The 19,436-nt window shown below is 33.2% G+C and carries 10 protein-coding genes; 4 read left to right on the top strand and 6 right to left on the bottom strand.

The genetic code is table 11. From position 1 onward, the window contains the following. Positions 1–146: 146 nt before the first annotated feature. The 4 genes from rpsA (at position 147) to CLU83_RS05780 (ending at position 9,073) form a co-directional block, all read left to right on the top strand. The gene (gene rpsA / locus CLU83_RS05795; RefSeq protein WP_100430738.1) at positions 147–1,925 is read left to right on the top strand and encodes a 30S ribosomal protein S1; all 1,779 of its coding nucleotides are present in this window, start codon (positions 147–149) and stop codon (positions 1,923–1,925) included. A gap of 159 nt (positions 1,926–2,084) precedes the next feature. Next, positions 2,085–5,900 carry a gliding motility-associated C-terminal domain-containing protein gene (locus CLU83_RS05790; protein ID WP_100430737.1) on the top strand — a complete coding sequence of 1,272 codons (3,816 nt, stop codon included), beginning with the start codon at positions 2,085–2,087 and terminating at the stop codon, positions 5,898–5,900. Positions 5,901–5,928: 28 nt separating this feature from the next. Next, complete coding sequence (locus CLU83_RS05785) at positions 5,929–6,867, top strand: type IX secretion system membrane protein PorP/SprF (RefSeq protein ID WP_100430736.1); 939 nt, start codon at positions 5,929–5,931, stop codon at positions 6,865–6,867. Positions 6,868–6,877: 10 nt separating this feature from the next. After that, a complete protein-coding gene (locus tag CLU83_RS05780; protein ID WP_100430735.1) occupies positions 6,878–9,073 on the top strand; it encodes an OmpA family protein in 2,196 nt (731 codons plus the stop codon). Positions 9,074–9,175: 102 nt separating this feature from the next. On the opposite strand, the gene CLU83_RS05775 is transcribed toward CLU83_RS05780, so the two are convergent. The 6 genes from CLU83_RS05775 to CLU83_RS05750 form a co-directional block, all read right to left on the bottom strand. Then, the gene (locus CLU83_RS05775) at positions 9,176–9,700 is read right to left on the bottom strand and encodes an ExbD/TolR family protein (protein ID WP_369828753.1); all 525 of its coding nucleotides are present in this window, start codon (positions 9,698–9,700) and stop codon (positions 9,176–9,178) included. Between the two features lie 186 nt (positions 9,701–9,886). Continuing rightward, entirely contained in the window at positions 9,887–12,307 is a 2,421-nt protein-coding gene (gene pheT / locus CLU83_RS05770) for a phenylalanine--tRNA ligase subunit beta (RefSeq protein WP_100430733.1), read from the bottom strand. Between the two features lie 370 nt (positions 12,308–12,677). Next, positions 12,678–13,541 (bottom strand): bestrophin family protein, encoded by an 864-nt coding sequence (locus CLU83_RS05765; protein WP_100430732.1) that lies wholly within the window; start codon positions 13,539–13,541, stop codon positions 12,678–12,680. A 25-nt stretch (positions 13,542–13,566) separates the two neighbouring features. Next, on the bottom strand, positions 13,567–14,877 hold the full coding sequence (locus CLU83_RS05760; RefSeq protein ID WP_100433630.1) for a TolC family protein: 1,311 nt from the start codon (positions 14,875–14,877) through the stop codon (positions 13,567–13,569). A gap of 74 nt (positions 14,878–14,951) precedes the next feature. After that, on the bottom strand, positions 14,952–18,050 hold the full coding sequence (locus CLU83_RS05755; protein WP_100430731.1) for an efflux RND transporter permease subunit: 3,099 nt from the start codon (positions 18,048–18,050) through the stop codon (positions 14,952–14,954). Positions 18,051–18,149: 99 nt separating this feature from the next. Next, positions 18,150–19,211, bottom strand: a complete 1,062-nt coding sequence (locus CLU83_RS05750; RefSeq protein WP_100433629.1) for an efflux RND transporter periplasmic adaptor subunit — start codon at positions 19,209–19,211, stop codon at positions 18,150–18,152. Positions 19,212–19,436 lie beyond the last annotated feature (225 nt).

The following is a 19,436-nucleotide window of genomic DNA, read 5'->3' as shown; positions in this document are numbered from 1 at the left end:
TCATATTAAATAAAAGAATTAATTTTGCACACCTTTTGACGGATAAGAGTTTCCTTTAGGTATCAACAATTTAAGTAAAACAACTTCTGTATTTTTCTTTCGCATGGAGAAACTCAAGAAAAACAGAATACAAATTTTTTATCAGCATGTCTGAACAATTAAAATCACAAGAAGAGTTTTTAGCAAATTTTAACTGGCATAACTTCGAAGAAGGTATCGATGCAGTAGATGAGAAAAACTTATTGGAATTCGAAGAACTAGTATCAAAAACTTTTATTGCAACTGACCAAGAAGAAGTAGTTGAAGGAGTAGTTGTAAGAATCACAGATAGAGACGTTATCGTTGATATCAACGCAAAATCGGAAGGTGTTATTTCATTGAACGAATTCCGTTACAACCCAGCATTAAAAGTAGGTGACAAAGTAGAAGTATTAATTGACATCCGTGAGGACAAAACTGGTCAATTGGTATTATCTCACAGAAAAGCACGTACTATCAAATCTTGGGATAGAGTTATTTCGGCTAACGAAACAGGAGAAATCGTTAATGGTTTTGTTAAATGCAGAACTAAAGGTGGTATGATTGTTGACGTTTTCGGAATTGAAGCTTTCTTACCAGGATCTCAAATTGACGTTAAGCCAATTAGAGACTACGATGTATATGTAAACAAAATGATGGAATTCAAAGTGGTAAAAATCAACCACGAATTCAAAAACGTTGTTGTTTCTCATAAAGCGCTTATTGAAGCGGATATTGAAGTACAGAAAAAAGAAATCATCGGTCAATTACAAAAAGGACAAGTATTAGAAGGTGTTGTTAAAAACATTACTTCTTATGGTGTGTTCATTGACTTAGGTGGTGTTGACGGATTAATTCATATTACTGACCTTTCTTGGAGCAGAATCAACCACCCAAGTGAAGTTCTTGAATTAGACCAAAAATTAAACGTTGTAATCCTTGATTTCGATGATGAGAAAACAAGAATTCAATTAGGATTGAAACAATTAAACGCTCACCCATGGGATGCTTTAAATGCTGATTTGAAAATTGGTGATAAAGTAAACGGTAAAGTAGTTGTAATCGCTGATTACGGTGCATTTATCGAAGTTGCTGAAGGTGTTGAAGGTTTAATCCACGTTTCTGAAATGTCATGGTCAACTCATTTACGTTCTGCTCAAGATTTCGTAAAAGTTGGAGATGTTGTTGAGGCAGTTATCTTAACATTAGATAGAGATGACCGTAAAATGTCATTAGGCATCAAACAATTGACTCAAGATCCTTGGACTGATATCACTGCTAAATACCCAGTAGGTTCTAAACATTCTGGTATCGTTAGAAACTTTACAAACTTTGGAATTTTCGTAGAATTGGAAGAAGGAATTGATGGATTGATTTATATCTCAGACCTTTCTTGGACTAAGAAAATCAAACACCCATCTGAATTTGTAAATGTTGGTGAGAAATTAGACGTAGTTGTATTAGAATTAGATGTTGATGGACGTAAATTATCTTTAGGTCACAAACAAACTACTGCTAATCCTTGGGATCAATACGAAGATTCTTTCGCTGTAGGAACTATCCACAATGGTGAAATTTCTGAAATCGTTGACAAAGGAGCTACTGTAGAATTCGGTGAAGATATCGTTGCCTTCATTCCTACTCGTCACCTTGAAAAAGAAGATGGTAAGAAATTGAAAAAAGGAGATTCTGCTGATTTCAAAGTAATTGAATTCAACAAAGAATTCAAAAGAGTAGTTGCTTCTCACACTGCTATCTTCCGTGAAGAAGAAGAGAAAAACGTGAAAGCTGCAACCGAAAATACTTCATCTGCATCTACTACAAATGCACCAGCTGCAACTTTGGGAGATAACAATGATGTATTAGCCGCATTGAAAGCTAAAATGGAAAAATCAGAGAAAAAATAATTCTTCGATTTTCTGAATATAGAAGTCCCGATTTAATCGGGACTTTTTTTGTTAAAATATCATTTTTTCATATCTAGCGCATTTTTAATAAATTAAAAAGAATAAAACTGTATTTTCAATTCGAAAAATGTTTATTTTTGATAAAACTAAATACAATTTATGGTTCGAAAATTATCTTTCTCCTCCAAATTTGCATTACCTGCTTGTTTAATTGTTTTGTTTTTTTCTGTCTTTTCAACGGACATGTATGCTCAATGTGCCGGGAATAACAACAGCCTCACCTTATGCAGCAGTGACATAACTAATATTAGCAGTCAAACAATTGATTTGAATGTACTATTAGGGTCACATACAGCAGGAGGTACCTGGAGTGATGATGATAATTCTGGCGGGCTAAATTTAGCAACAGGTATTTTAAATGCCCAAAAAGTATTTGAAAGCGGCGTCTATCATTATACCTATACCGTAAATGGAGTTGTTGGCTGTATTACTAATACGGCTATGATAGAAGTTACTATTGGCGGATATGCTGGAATTCCGGGACCAAATAATTCTATCTGCAGTTCAGACCATTCGTATAGTTTATTTCAAGTTTTTAAAGGTGCACCTGTTTTAGCTCCACAAAGCGGAGGAACTTGGGAAGGGCTTGATTATACTGGAGGGTTAAATACTGTAACTGGTGATTTGAATGCTTCTGTTCCGCTTCCTTACAACACATATTCATACAAATACACTATAAATGCTATTGGCAGCTGCCCTAAAGTATCGTCTCAAATTGCAGTATCCATTTATCGTACTCCAGAGCCAGGCACACCCAGTAATTTACAACTGTGTTCCAACCAGCTTAGTGCGTATACAAATATAAATTTATATAATCAATTGAGCGGAGAAGATATTGGAGGAACTTGGTCAGAATCGGGAACATCTGAGCTAAGCAACAGTACTGACTCTACAATTGACATCCAAAATATATTCAACACAAAAGGTCCTGGATATTACAGTTTTACGTATACTGTAAAACCCCCAAAAGATGATCGGGTTTGCAGCGATCAGTCTGCCAATGTAATTATTGCAATTGGTGAACAGTTAGATTTTACTGGAGCAACACTAACGGTAAATCCTGATCCTGTTTGTGAAAATGATTTAACAACTACAATTTATACAGGAATTTTAACACAAGGGACAAAAGCAATTGCAAATGGGACATATAGAGTTGACTATTCAATATCAGGTGTCGGTATCTTTACTACCACTCAAATTTTTTCTAATGGTGTTTTAACATTCCCAATTCCTACGTCCTATTTTTCACAAGTTAAAGATTATACAATAAATGTAACCAATGTTACTTTGATCTCGAGTCCAGTTTTTTGTTCAAGCATTATTGGAACAATTCAAGATATATTGCACATTTATCCAAGCCCAAAGATTAATAGTGCCACTCTTACTATTGTTCCTGTTTGCCAAGGTTCGGATGCTATAATCTGGTTTTCTGGTACTTCAAATCTTTCTGATGGAAGCTATGACATTATTTACAATTTAAGCGGGAGTAATGTTCTAAACGGAATACCTGCAACAATGAATATAATTGGCGGGTCGGCTAAATTTATTGTTCAATCAGCTTATATTCCAAAAGCTGGAACCACAACAATTGCAATTACTAAAATCACTAATTCTGTTACTGGCTGTTCTAATACATCAACCCTTAGAAAAGATTTTATTGTGAATCCCTCTCTTGATCTAGCTAATTTAGGGATTACTGTTAAAGATGCCTGTGTAGCTCAACCAACTGAAGTAACTTTAACTAATTTAGGAGTATTAACTTCCATTAACGTAACTTATAACCTTACAGGAAGCAATAATGTTGGTTCCAAAGTTGTTCCCTTGAGCGTTACCTCCGGCCAAGTTAAATTTTCACTTCCAGCCAGTGATATTCCAAATATAGGATTAACCACTTTGAACATAACGAATGTAACCAATACTATAACAGGCTGTACATTTGCAATAAATAAACCAATTATTTTTACAGTTAATCCACTTCCAAATGCACCGGTGGCTTCGGGTGGACCTTTCTGTAGCGCAGATAATGCAACTGTTGCAAATTTAACCCCACAAGGAAATCAATATCAATGGTTTGATTCTGCAACAAGCACTGTTCCATTGGCAAGCACAGCTCTTTTACATACCGGAAATTATTATGTTAAAGAAGTAAATCCAACAACTCTTTGTGAATCAGCCTTAAAAATGATTCCGATAACTATTAACACTACTCCTCTAATTGACAGTGCCAGATTATCCATTGGACAAACTTGTCAATCCTATACTGTAAGAGTTTTATTAGGAGGCAGTTCAAACCTTATTAATGGTAATTATAATATTCTTTACAATTTAAATGGAGCTAATAATAGTACTGGAAAATCAGCTGTACTTACCCTAATTGGTGGTGGCATTTTTACATTTGTTATTCCAGCAACCTTGACTACAAATGCAGGATCAACGACAGTCTTAATAACAAATATTACCAATCCTGCTACTGGTTGTACAAACACCGCAAATATAAGTCAATCCTTTATAACAAAACCTTTACCTGATATTACTAACATGGTGACAACTATTAAAGATATTTGTCAAGGACAGGAGACAAACGTAGAGTTATCAGGTTTAGGGTCTTTAACTACAATCAATATTAATTATCAGTTATTGGGAGCTAATATAGTTAACTTAAAAACTCTTCCATTAACTGTTGTAAACGGAAAAGTCAGTTTTGTAATTCCGGCAACTGATATACCCAAAGTTGGATCAACCACTTTTAACTTGACAAACATTACTAATACTGTAAATGGCTGCCCAATATTCATGGATCAAAAAACTAATTTCACAGTAAACGGTCCGCCAAATACCTCTAATATGGTTGTGATTGTTAAAGATGGCTGTCCCAATCAGCCACTTAATGTTACTGTTTCTGGATTAGGAACTTTGTCTAGTATCACATTAAGTTATGTAGTATCAGGAGCTAATACCATTAATTCACAAACCGATCCATTAACTGTAATTGGAGGTATCACCAGTTTTACAATACCCGGATCAGGTCTTACTACTACGGGAGCTAATTCATTAATCATAAACGGGATAGTCAATCTGGTTACTTCTTGTTCGGCTGTAATAGTTCCTAGTCCCCAAAATTTTGCTATTTTACCAATTCCAAATAATCCAGTTGCTAGTAATCAAGGATTTTGTAAAGAAAATGCACCAACAGCAGCCAATTTGAAACCAAACGGAACACAATATAGATGGTATGATTCTGCCGGCAGTACAACACCATTGCTGTCTAACACGCTTTTGGTAACTGGAAATTACTATTTGAGAGAGGTAAATCTCACCACAGGATGTGAATCAAATGCGACAATAGTAAGTATCACAATAAACAGTGTGCCAGTACCAACGCTAAAAACTGATGGAGAAAATTTTTGCGGAGCAGATAAACCAACCATTAAAAATTTATCCAGCAATACCATTTATACCGGAGATTTAACTTGGTATAATGCACCTGTAAATGGAACTGCCCATGCTAATACTGAATTGCTTACTGAAGGAACTACTTACTATGGAATCGATTATAATCCAATTACTAAATGCGTTTCAGAACCATTGCAGACTACTGTTACATTAATCTCCTGTAACGTACCACCAGACGGCTTAACGATTCCTGATGGTTTTTCACCAAATGGAGATGGCGTTAACGATACATTTAAAATATTGGATATCGAATATCTGTTTCCAAATTTCAGCTTAGAAATATTTAATAGATATGGAAATATCATGTTCAAAGGAAATATCAATAAACCCGATTGGGATGGAAAAAATTCAAATACAAGCTTTATAAATGGTGATGCTGCTACTGGAGTGTATTTTTATATTATCAATTACAATAAAGACAACTTTTCTCCAAGACAAGGTCAACTTTATTTAAACCGATAATTCTTTTTTTACTATTAAATTTATTCTAATGAAGAAATTAATACTTTTTGTGTTTTTTTTCCTTTCCATACTAAAGGCAAGCGCTCAGCAAGACCCTCATTTCACACAGTACATGTACAATATGAGTGTAATAAATCCTGCTTATGCAACAGACACACCAGCAATCCTAAATTTAGGGAGTTTGTATCGTTATCAATGGGCTGGAATTAAAGGAACTCCAAAAACGATGACCTTATTTGCACATACACCTATCAATGATAAAATTGAAACAGGTTTATCTTTAATTTCAGATGATATCGGAGATGGTGCCAAAAAAGAAATCAATTTATTTGCTGATCTTGCCTATATTCTTCAGTTGAATGAAACACAAAAACTTTCCTTTGGAGTTAAAGCAGGATTCTCGTCAATAAGTACAAATTTTAATGGTTTTCAATTAAATAGCGGGGATGTTTCTACAGATTTAGCATTTGCAGAAAACACAAATCAAACCATGCCTAATATTGGAGCAGGAGTTTATTACTTTACAGATAATTATTATGTAGGACTATCTGTTCCAAATATTCTTACTGCTGAACATGTTGGATCGTCTAACAATCAAATTAATTCTTTTGGAACTCATAGAGTTCATGGCTATTTAACAGGGGGCTATGTTTTTGATATCAATGACACATTTAAATTAAAACCAGCAGCAATGGCAATATTTTTAGAAGGAGCGCCTGTCTCTATAGATTTAACTGCGAATGTATTGTATAATGAAAAGTTCGAACTTGGAGCAGCTTATCGAATTGGCGATGCAGTAAGTGTATTAATGAATATAAATGTAACTCCTAATTTTAGAATTGGTTATTCTTATGATTATACTATTTCAAATCTTAGTCAGTTTAATTCGGGCTCACATGAAATAGTACTATTGTATAATTTGAATTTATTAGGTAAAGGATATAATAAATCGCCTAGGTTTTTCTAAAAGCAAAAAGATGAAAAGAATATATATAATTCTAATTGTATTTACTATCCAATTTGTACAAGCCCAACAACAGGATTTGCAAAGAGCAAATCGTTTGTTTGACAAAACGTATTATAGTGAAGCTATTCCCTTGTATGAAAAAATCAGCATCAAAGACCAAAGTAAAGCTGTAATTCAAAATTTGGGAGATTGTTATTACTATACCAATCAATACGACAAAGCTCAAGCGCAATATTCTATTTTATACCGAAGTGAAAGTACAGAGCTTAATGAAGATTTTCATTTTAGATATGCACAAACATTAAAATCCAGAGGAAAATATACTGAAGCTAATACTGTTTTGAGAAATTATTATCAAGCTACAAATAATAATGCTGCCATCGAAAAATTAGACAAGGATATCAAAATTTTAAGCAATGTTACTGCAATTGGAGAAAGATTTGAAATTGTAAATTTAGCTTTGAATACACCAAATTCCGAATTTGGGGGAGTAATTTTTGGTGATAATTTAGTATTTGCAGCTGTAAAAAAGAAACCCAATCTATTTGATAAAACCTATAAATGGAACAATGAAGGCTATTTGAATTTAGTTAACATTCCATTGAAAAATATAAATTCAAAGGATTCTATTGTGAACTATTTTTCAAAAGAATTGAAATCGCCTATGCATGAATCTAATGCTGTTTTTACAAAAGACGGCAAAACGATGTATTTTACTCGAAACAATTATAATAATGGTAAAAGAGGAAAGGATGCAAACAAAATATCAAACATTCAGATTTTCAGAGCAGAATTAATCAATGATAAATGGACAAATGTTGTGTCATTGCCATTCAATAGTCCTGGATATTCAGTAGAACATCCTGCTTTAAGTCCAGACGAAAAAACATTATATTTTGCTTCTGATATGCCAGGAACAATGGGATCTTTTGACATTTTTAGTGTTTCTGTCGACGGTTTAACTTATGGCGTTCCAACTAATTTAGGAGAAAATATAAATACAGCCAAAAGAGAGCAGTTTCCATTTGTTTCGAAAGACAATCAATTGTATTTTTCTTCGAATGGGCTAGAAGGATATGGAGCTTTGGATATTTTTGTATCCGATATTCACAATAATTCCTATTCTAAAGCGTCGAATGTTGGACTTCCTGTAAATTCTGGTTATGACGATTTTGCTTATTATATTGACTCAGATTCCAAAGAAGGCTATTTTTCTTCGGATAGACCAGGAGGAAAAGGGAAAGATGATATTTATTCTTTTAAAGAAACCAAAGAATTGCTTATTGAAGACTGCAAACAATATATTGCTGGTATAATAACTGATGTAGATTCGCATCTTGTCTTAGAAAATGCTAAAATCATATTAAGAAATAGTGACAATCAAGACATTGATAAAGCTATAACTGCTACCGATGGAAAATTTAATTTTTCTATCGCATGTGAATCCAAGTATTCTTTATTTGTAACCAAAGAAAATTATACTGAAAATTCAAAATCACTAACTATTTCCAAAGAGAGAAACAAAACCAATGATGGCTCAATGGAAATTAGATCTCAAGAAACAATTAAAAAGGAAGAAGAATTAGCTGCACAACAATTAAAAGTTGCTGAATTAGTCGCACTGGAGCAAAAAAGAGAAGCTGATGCAATTGTTTTAGAAAAACAAAAAATAGCTGATGCTAACACTCTTGAAGCAAAAAGATTGGCAGATTTAGCTGCAATCCAACAATTGAAAAAAGACAAACTAGAAGCAGATAAAAAACAAAAAGAATTAGCTGAAGCAAAGAAAAAAGAAAGAACCGCAGCTATAGTCGTTGCCGAAAAAGATGTTGTTAAAGATAAGGACCGATTAATCATTAAAACGGATCCAATTTATTTTGATTACAACATGTGGTACATCCGAAAAGAATCTAAAAAAATTCTAAATCGTGTTGTTGAATTAATGAAAAAATATCCAGAAATGGTTGTAGAAATCGGTTCACACACTGATAATCGCGGTACTGTAAAATTCAATACTACTCTTTCTCAAAATAGAGCCGATGCAACAAGAGACTATATTTTGGAACAAGGAATTTCTAAAAATAGAATACAAGCCAAAGGATATGGAGAATCAGTTCCAATTGTAAAATGCATTCCTGATAATTCGTGTGACGAAGAACAGCACGAATTAAACAGAAGAAGTGAGTTTGTGATTAAAAATTTATAAAAACATTGATTAAAAACAAAAAAATCCTAATTCGTATGAATTAGGATTTTTTTATCAAGCAATTGTCTAGTCCTGAAATAGAAATGCATAAAAAATTAATCATTATTTCTCAGCAAGTAACGTTGTTTCTTTTGGAGTACGATAATCAACAATTGAATAAGAATCAATATTTGCTATTTCCATTTCATCAAGAATATCAACCAAATTACCATAATTAGATTGCTTACTAGGCTTAATAATTACTGTTACACCAACCTTAGGTTTTCCTATATTGGCATAATATTGATGTACTTTTTTATTAATGTAAAATAATTCTTTGCGTATTCCTTCTTTACCATATTTAAATTCCTTTGGCTTTTGAAGAGGAAAATCCAATAAACCGAAATAGGTTATAATTTTATTATTATCATCTAGCAAAATCGTATAGATACGATTTTCTCTAAAGCAAATAATTGGCCCACATGATATATCTCCATTATCAGGCATGCTTAAAGCCATTATTTTTGGTTTTGATAATTCGCCAACAAGCATAAAAAATATAATCAGCAAAAAAGAAACGCTGACCATAGCGGTTAAATCAACTCTTGTATTTAATTTTTTACTTTTTATTCTCCTATTTATTTCCATAATTTAATGTTTATAAGGATGAGAAAATAATTTAAATTTCTTTTAATTCATATAAATTTAATACTTTTTTTATTAATTAATACACACAATAAAATAAGAGAATAAAAAAACTCCCAATTCTTAAATTTAAGAATTGGGAGTTTGACTTTTTAATATATTTTAAAAAACTTATATGTTTCAGCTAATTTATCTCAAACTTGCTCCAAGTTCGGTTTCAAAATTCTTTTGAAGCTTATTCATGATTTTATCTATCTGAGCATCTTCGAGTGTTTTGGTAGTATCTTGAATTATAAAACTCAATGCATACGATTTTTTGCCTTCTGATAAATTTTGACCTTCATACACATCAAATAAATTTACATTTTTTAGTAAAGATTTTTCAGTTTCTCTCGCAATCGTATAAATAGTGTCATAAGTTACATCTTGATCAACTAATAAAGCCAAATCTCTACGAACTTCAGGATATTTAGGTATTTCAGTATATTTAATTTTGCTTGACATTAGTTTTAAAACTGTCGCCCAATTAAAATCAGCATATAAAACTTCCTGTTTAATTCCGAAATGCTTAAGAATTGATTTCTTAACAACACCAAATTCAACTAAAGTATCACTTCCTAATCCAAATGCAATCCCTTCAGAGAATACATCTGAAGAAACTGCTACACTTTTAGCATTAGAAATTCCCAATCTCGAAAGTATAGCCTCAACATATCCTTTAAACAAAAAGAAATCAGAAGGTTTTTGAGCATTTGTCCAGCTTTCTTGGTTTCTATTTCCTGTTTGGAATAATGTTAAATGCTTAATTTCCTCGTATCCGGAAAGAAATTTATGATACGATTTCCCGAATTCAAATAATTTTAAATCCGCATTCTTGCGATTAATATTATATGATATTGCTTCCAATCCAGAGAATAATAATGACTGGCGCATTGTCGCTAAATCACTGCTCAGCGGATTTAACATCGTTACATTATAATCTTCTTTTAAGGTTTCCGAAAGCTGTACATAGGAAACAGTAGTCAATGAATTGGCCATCATTTCATTAAATCCTTGAGAATTCAATTGGCTTGCAATGGTATTTTGTACTTTATAATCTTCGTTTCTTGGCGAATTAGACACTGTCGCATTCAGTTTTTTGGAGAATAGAATATTATTATATCCATATACTCTCAAAATTTCCTCGATAACATCAATTTCTCTTTGTACATCGACACGATAAGCAGGAATTGTTAATCCCAAACCAGCATCAGAAACACTATTAACTTTAATTTCCAAAGAAGCTAAAATTTGCTTGATAGTATCTTTTGGCAATTCCTGACCAATAATTCTGGAAACATTATTAAAATTCAAAAACACAGCAAAATCTTCAATTTTCTTTTGATAAATATCTACAATATCGGATGTGATTTCACCACCTGCTACTTCTTGTATCAATAAAGCAGCTCTTTTTAGAGCATATTCAGTAATTGTTGGGTCAATTCCTCTTTCAAATCTAAAAGAAGCATCGGTATTCAATTGATGTCTTTTGGCAGATTTACGAATGCTTACCGGATTAAAATAAGCGCTTTCTAAGAAAATTGAAGTGGTAGTCTCTGTTACTCCTGATTTTTTTCCTCCAAAAACTCCCGCAATACATAAGGGCCCTTTTTCGTCACAAATCATTAAATCTTCTTCGTGCAAAGTTCTTTCGATATCATCTAAAGTGGTAAACTTAGTTCCAGCAGGAAGTGTCTGCACAAGAATCTTTCCATTAATTTTAGTTGCGTCAAAAGCGTGTAGTGGCTGACCTAAATCATGCAATACATAATTGGTAACGTCTACAATATTATTTTTTGGATTGATTCCAATGGCTTTTAATCTGTTTTTTAGCCATTCTGGTGATTCCTTTACGGTAAGACCTGAAATAGTAACACCGCAATATCTCGGAGCAAGCTGAATATCTTTTACGTCAACATCTATTTTTAAAGTTCTTTTATCAACTCTAAAATTACTAACTGATGGAGTAATCAATTCAACATTAATTCCAGTTTGAATCAAACCAGCTCTTAAATCACGTGCAGTACCTAAATGACTCATTGCATCGGCACGATTTGGCGTTAAGCCAATCTCAAAAACTTCGTCATTTTCTATTTTAAAAACAGTAGCGCCTAATGTTCCCGCTGGAATTGATTCGTCTAAAACCATAATTCCGTCATGACCTTCACCTAAACCTAATTCATCTTCGGCGCAAATCATTCCGTGGCTTTCCTGTCCGCGAATCTTTCCTTTTTTTATGGTAAATGAATTTCCTTCTTTATCATATAAAACAGTTCCAATGGTTGCTACTGGCACTTTTTGTCCTGCGTCAACATTACTGGCACCGCAAACAATTTGTATTGGAGTACCGTCTCCAAGATCGACAGTAGTAATTTTTAAACGATCGGCATCAGGATGCTGTACACAAGTTAATACATGTCCCACAACAATACCTTCTAATCCTCCTTTTATGGATTGGTATTTTTCAACGATTTCCACTTCAAGTCCTAAATCGGTAAGTAGTGCTGATGTTTCCTCTGATTTCCAATCTATTTTAATGAACTGTTTTAACCAGTTATAAGATATTTTCATGCTAAGCTTTTATTTGTTTTTTATTGGAACATGGTATCGCCATCTAAATTACAATTTACATTTTTGAATCATGGCGATTTCATTTTACGTTTTTTTCAAGAATGCAAATATAATCAATGTTTCTTGAGGGTCAAAGTTAGTTTGTTGCAAAATTTAAAACTATGCTAAGAAATTTTATTTTAAAATCTGAGCTTGATTATAATGTGAATGATAGCAAAGTAGCAATATAATTCCCTTAAGCCCCGGTAGCAGTGAAAATCCTTGTGAGTCGGGGTTCGGCTCACAAGATTGCAACGAATAGCGGGACTAATGCCAGCTAATAACGCCTAATGTTTCTGCTCCTAAAAATTAATTGGACTTAGGTTTTCTATTATAAAATTTCCTCTATATGCCTTTTTATGTTTTGAGTGATTTTTGTTATTGGTAAGTCGTTGTCATCGTAACCAAATGGTTCTTCAATTTCTTCAGAAATTATTTCGATACTTGCCAATACATAAAAAATAAAAGACACCACAGGAATTACATAATATCCCAAAGTGAAAGAATATGCATACGGCAAGGTCAAGACAAAGATAAAAATGAATTTTTTAATAAAAGTACTGTATGAATAGGGGATTGGCGTGTTTTTGATACGCTCGCAAGCACCGCAAATATCAGTAAATGATTGTATTTCATTATTTAAAATAATTAATTGATCTCCGGTTATTTTATGAGAAATATACAAATCATTAATTTTTTGGAACAGCATTTTAGCAATTTGATTGGGTCTGTGTTTGTGGTGATCTAAGGCTAAATCGACATCCTCAAACAATTGCATGCTCGTTTCTTCGTCTTTCAAATGCTTGTTTAACATTGAAGCGTAACTAGGAATTAATTTTCGGAAATAAGCCAAATCCTTTTCATCTTTCAATATAACCGAAAGTTTGATGGCAAGATTACGGCTATTATTTACTAAAGCGCCCCATAATTTGCGTCCTTCCCACCAACGATCATAAGCAGAATTGATTCGATATGCCAATAATAAAGAGATTACAAAACCTAATGTGGTATGAATAACAGAAAGATTTCTGACATGACTGTTTTCGTCTAATTTGAAATATTCCATTTCCAAATAAGCAATAATTCCAGAATAAGCAGCAATTATAAACAGGATAGGGAATAGCTCTTTAAAAGAATCTGATTTATGAAAACGAAAAATGTACGCGAACCAAATTTTGGGATTATATGATATCATTCTGTTTTTTTAGTTCCAAAAATAATTAAAAATTAAGATTACCAGCTAATTCTCTCAATGTTATTTCGGATAATTTGGCTTGAAATTGTGCGTCGCTTAAGCGGATTCTAGAATTGATATAATTTAATTGTGCAGCTCTAAATTCTACAGAAGTAATAGTTCCAATTTTGAATTTTTCGCCAGTAATCTCAAGATTTTGCTTTGAAATAGCCGTATTGTTTACTTCCAGATCAATCAAATCTAAATTAGTCAAATACACCTGATAAGCGACTATCAAATTACTTCTCAATTGAATCAACTGCTGATCTATTGCTAATTTTGAGTTGTCAATCTGCATTTTGGCAATTTTTTCATTTCTGTTTTGTGCATCTCCATCAAACAAATTCAAAGAGGCAGAAAAACCATAATTTAAACCATGTGCAGAAGATTCAGAAGTAAAACCAAGACTCGAATGCGAATCACTGAAATTGTAACCCGTATTAAGCTTAATAGTAGGGTAGCGGTCTCCTTTGATTTGTTTCAATTCTAATTCGGCTACTTTTTTATTGATTATCTGCATTTCCAATTCAGGATTTTGTTTTTCTGCTAATGCCATTAAAGCGTCCAGCTGCAATTTTCGGTCTACATTAATTTTATCCGAAACTACAAAATCTGTTTTCAGATCCCGAGCCAAAATTTGGTTCAAAAGCGTTTTTGCATTAGAATAAGCTTGTTTTTCTTTAACCAAATTTCCAAGATCGGTATTTAAATCTACTTGCGCATTTAAAACATCGAGCTTAGAATTTTTTCCAATCGTATAGCGGTTTTTGGTAAACTCAAGCCTTTTTTGGGAAATAACAATGGTGGAATCCAAATCAGATAATTTTTGCTGTTCTTGTATCAAATCATAATAAACCGAATTTACGCTGCTGACTTTATTAATGATAGTCCATTTTAGTTGCGCATCGCCCATATTTTGCAATTCCTTTAATTGATCATATTTGGCGAACATTCTCATTCCGTCAAAAATCGTCCAATTCAAAGAGACACCATAATTTAAACTATTATTTTTGGCATTATCCAACGAGGTCGTAGTGCCGTCTTGGCGGGTTTGAGAAGAATTTTTAATACTGTTATCATCCACAACAGAAGCTGTTGCACTAGGCAGCATTCCAGCGTTTCCAATGGCTACGTTGGTTTCATTTATTTTTAAATTGTTTTTGGCAATTTTAATTTCAAAATTGTTTTCTAAAGCTATTTTTATCGCGTCCTCAAGAGTTAGCACTTCTTGTGCACTCGTTTTTGCGATGCATAACAAAAATAAAACTAGACTTTTTAATATGTTTTTAGTTTTCATGTGATAAATTATTGGCTGTAAATTAATTTTTAAAAACATTCACAACTTTAACTATTTGTTTCAAAAATAAGAATCTACGATTTGCTGTCTCTTTCATATTCTTCAATATGATCAAATTCAGGATAATGTTTTCTAGCCTTAGACCACATTAAATAAATAGCTGGAATTACAAAAAGGGTCAATGCCAATGAGAAAATTGTTCCTCCTACGATTACAACTCCCATTCCAATTCTGCTTGTAGAAGCGGCGCCCAGCGACATTGCGATTGGCAACGCCCCTAGAGCAATAGCTAAACTAGTCATTAAAATTGGACGCAATCTCGCTTCCGAAGCTTCTAAAATAGCTTCTAATTTTGGTTTTCCCTGTTCTCGCAATTGATTAGCAAATTCGACTATCAAAATTCCATTTTTGGTTACCAAACCAATAAGCATTACGGTTCCAATTTGGCTAAAAATATTCCAAGTCTGATTGAATAGCCAAAGGGAGAATAAAGCCCCTGCAACCGCCATTGGTACAGTCAAAATGATAATAAATGGATCTATAAAGCTTTCAAATTGTCCCGCAAGAATCAAGAAAATTAATAATAAAGCGAGTCCAAAAGCGAAAGAAGTATTCGAGCTGCTTTCTACAAAATCTCGTGATTCTCCTCCTAAATCGGTGGTAAATGAATCATCAAGCACTTTGGCTTTAATTTCGTTCATCACATCAATACCATCGCTGATGCTTTTGCCTGGTGCCAAACCTGCTGAAACCGTTGCCGACATATATCGATTATTATGAAATAATTGTGGCGGATTACTCTGTTCTTCTACATTGACAACATTGTCCATTTGAATTAATTCACCTTTATTATTTTTTACAAACATTGAAGTTAAATCCAATGGTTTTGAACGGTCTTTTTGATCAAATTGCCCTATAACTTGGTATTGTTTTCCGTTTTTAATAAAATAACCAAAACGCTGGCCACTCAACGAAAGCTGAAGGGTTTGAGCAATATCCATAATAGAAATTCCAAGACTTTCGGCTTTTGCACGATCAATGCTTACGTTTATTTCCGGTTTATTAAATTTTAAATTCACATCCGTGGTTGAAAACACATCGCTTTTGCCAACTTCATCCATAAACAACGGAATTTTTTCACGAAGCTTTTCAAAATTTGGGGCTTGAATAATATACTGAATAGGCAAGCCGCCACGTCTGTTTACCGCAATTGTAGCTTGTTGGAGCACTGCTGTTTTAGCATCAGGATATTTTTTTATCCATTTGGAGAGTTGATCAGCAATGTCTTTTTGAGATTTTTTTCTTTCGTCAGGTCCTTTTAATGAAAGCCTAATAAAACCAGTATTAGTTGCCGAAGAACCAAAACCCGGTGCTGTAATAACCAAACTCACTTTTTTCTCCGGAATAGAATCATCAACTAATTTTGAAATTTCCTGCATAAAACGATCCGTATATTCATAGGATGAACCTTCAGGGGTTGTCATACGCATTGTTACAGCACTCCGGTCGTCATAAGGAGCTGTTTCTTTTGGAAGAATGGTAAAGAATAAATAAATCAAGGCAAAACATATGATTAGAATTGGAAAACTAATCCATTTTTTGTCCATGAAACGTTTTAAAGAATCAGCGTAGCCACTATTTAGCTTTTCAAAAAATGGTTCAGTTTTAATATAAAATTTTGATTTTTTCTGTTCGCCGCCTTTCATTAAATAGGCATTCAGCATCGGTGTTAAAGTCAAGGACACGAAAGCCGAAATTAATACTGCGGCTCCAATTACCACACCAAACTCCCGAAAGAGGCGACCTACAAAACCTTCTAAAAATATTACTGGTAAAAATACTGCGGCCAAAGTAACCGAAATCGAGATCACAGCATAAAAAATTTCGTTTGATCCTTTGATTGCAGCTTCAATTGGCGACATTCCTTCTTCAACTTTTTTGAAGATGTTTTCGGTAACAACAATACCATCATCAACAACCAAACCGGTTGCCAGAACAATTGCTAAAAGCGTTAATACATTAATCGAAAATCCAAAAAGCCACATGATGAAAAAAGTAGCAATTAAGGAAACAGGAATATCAATTAAAGGTCTGAACGCAATTGCCCAGTCTCTAAAAAATAAATAAATAATAATGATTACTAAAAGAATAGAAATCCCTAAAGTTTCAGCCACTTCAAGTACTGATTTTTTTACAAAAATAGTATTGTCTAAAGCAATATTAAGTTTGATATCCTTTGGTAAATCCTTTTTTAAAGCGGCATATTTTTTGTAAAATTCTTTTGAAATATCCAAATAATTAGCACCAGGCATTGGAACAATAGCCAAACCAATCATTGGCAATCCAGATTGTGACAGCTGCGTTTCTATATTCTCAGGTCCCAAACTTGCATTACCCACATCGCTAAAACGAACAATTTTATCACCATCAGTACGAATAATAATATTGTTGAATTCTTCGGGTTTTGATAAATTTCCAATCGTTTTTACGGTAAGTTCAGTGTTATTACCTGTCAATTTTCCAGAAGGCAATTCAACATTTTGTGCATTTAAAGCCGCGCGGACTTCGGCAACTGTACAGCCATAAGCGGACAGTTTTGAAGGATCAATCCATAAACGCATTGCGTATCTCTTTTGTCCCCAAATTTGAACGCCACTCACACCAGGAATGGTTTCTAAACGCTGTGAAATGACATTTTCTGCATAATCGCTTAGTTCTAATGAGCTTCTAGTATCACTTTGAACAGTCATCGAAATAATAGATTCACTATCGGCATCAGCCTTAGAGACTACCGGCGGTGCATCGATGTCTTGAGGTAAACTGCGGATAGCTTGTGAAACTTTGTCACGAACATCATTTGCTGCGCTTTCAAGATCTTTATCCAGATTAAATTCGATTGTAATATTACTGCTTCCCTGATTGCTGGAAGAGGTAATATTTCGAATTCCATCGATAGCATTTACTGCTTTTTCAAGAGGCTCCGTGATTTGTGATTCTATAATATCAGAATTGGCTCCTGTATAATTCGTTCTAATAGAAACCTGTGCTGGATCAATTGAGGGAAATTCTCTAACGCCCAAAAAACTGTACCCGATAAAACCGAATAATATGATTAGAAGATTTAGTACTATTGTTAAAACAGGTCTTCTTATGCTTGTTGTTGATAAACTCATTTGTATTTTAATTATAAATTATGAGTTATGAATTATGAGTTACTGATTATAAGTTCAGAATGAGTATGGATTTAAAACTTATAATTTATAATTCTTAACTTATAACTTTACTTTAACTTTTACTGGGGCATCATTTTTTAAAGACATAACTCCACTTGTTATCAAAGTATCTCCAGCCTTCAAACCTGAAAGAATCAAAATAGAAGCATCTGTTCTAGTAGTGGCTTCTACCATTACTTCTTTGGCTTTGCCCATATCAGAAATAAAAACTTTTTTGCCATTTTGAACAGGAACAATTGCTTCCGAAGGAACAACAATAGCGTCTTTAATAATGGCTAAAGGCAATTTTATATCGGCAAAAGTTCCCGGAAAAAGATTACCATCTATATTATCTGCAATCGCACGAACTTGTAAGGTACGAGTCGCTACTTCGACTTCTGGTTCAATTGCATATATTTTTGCAGTGTAGGATTTAGTAGATCCCGAAACGCTAAAATCTATAGTCGAGCCAGACGTTACTTGAGAAGCATATTTTTCTGGTATAGAAAATGTAATTTTTAATTTTCCTGTATTTACCAATTTTGCTACTAAGATTGTAGGTGTAATATAAGTTCCCGGAGAAATAGAACGCAATCCAATTTTTCCTGAAAAAGGAGCTTTGACAGCCGTTTTTGAAATTTGGGCTCTTATTAATTGCGTTTGTGCCTGAGCTGATTTATAATCGGCTCTTGAAATATCATATTCTTCTTGGCTGATTGCTTCTTTTTCCAGCAATAATTTGGCTCTTCTGGCATTTTCTGCAGCTAAACCTTCTTTGGTTGCAGTTTGCTGCAATTGTGCTTTCAGTTCAATATCATTTACTTTGAATAAGATCTGTCCTTTTTTTACCATAGAACCCTCATTAAAATAAATGCCTTCTACAATTCCTGAAACTTCACTATGAATTTCAACTTGCTCATTGGCTTCAATAGAACCCGATAAAGATAAATTATTATCAAAAGTGGCTGTTTTTACTACTTGTCCAATTACAATTGTTGGAGAATCTTTACCGCCTTTATCTTTAGATTCGGCATTTTTATTTTTATTTGAGATAATTCGATAAGCTATAAAACTACCAAACAGGATAATTAGTAAAGCGTAAATAAGGTTTTTTATTTTCATAAAACTGTGGATAAATAGGTCTTTGGAATGTATTTTTAGTGCATTTTTTTTAGTGAGAAACAAAATTAAGCTTTTAGTACGAATACAAAAGGCATTACTCTTTATTTAACACTTGTATATACAAGAATTGAAAATTGATAATGACTAAATAGTTTGACTTGAACTTTATAAAAAGGTTTAAAAGCAATTTTATTTTTACCGCAGATTCGCAGATTTTTTTTATTT

This window comes from Flavobacterium sp. 1, assembly GCF_002797935.1.
Classification (GTDB): Bacteria; Bacteroidota; Bacteroidia; order Flavobacteriales; family Flavobacteriaceae; genus Flavobacterium.
The sequence above is the reverse complement of the archived record's forward strand: the minus strand, read 5'-3'. Positions and strand labels throughout refer to the sequence as shown.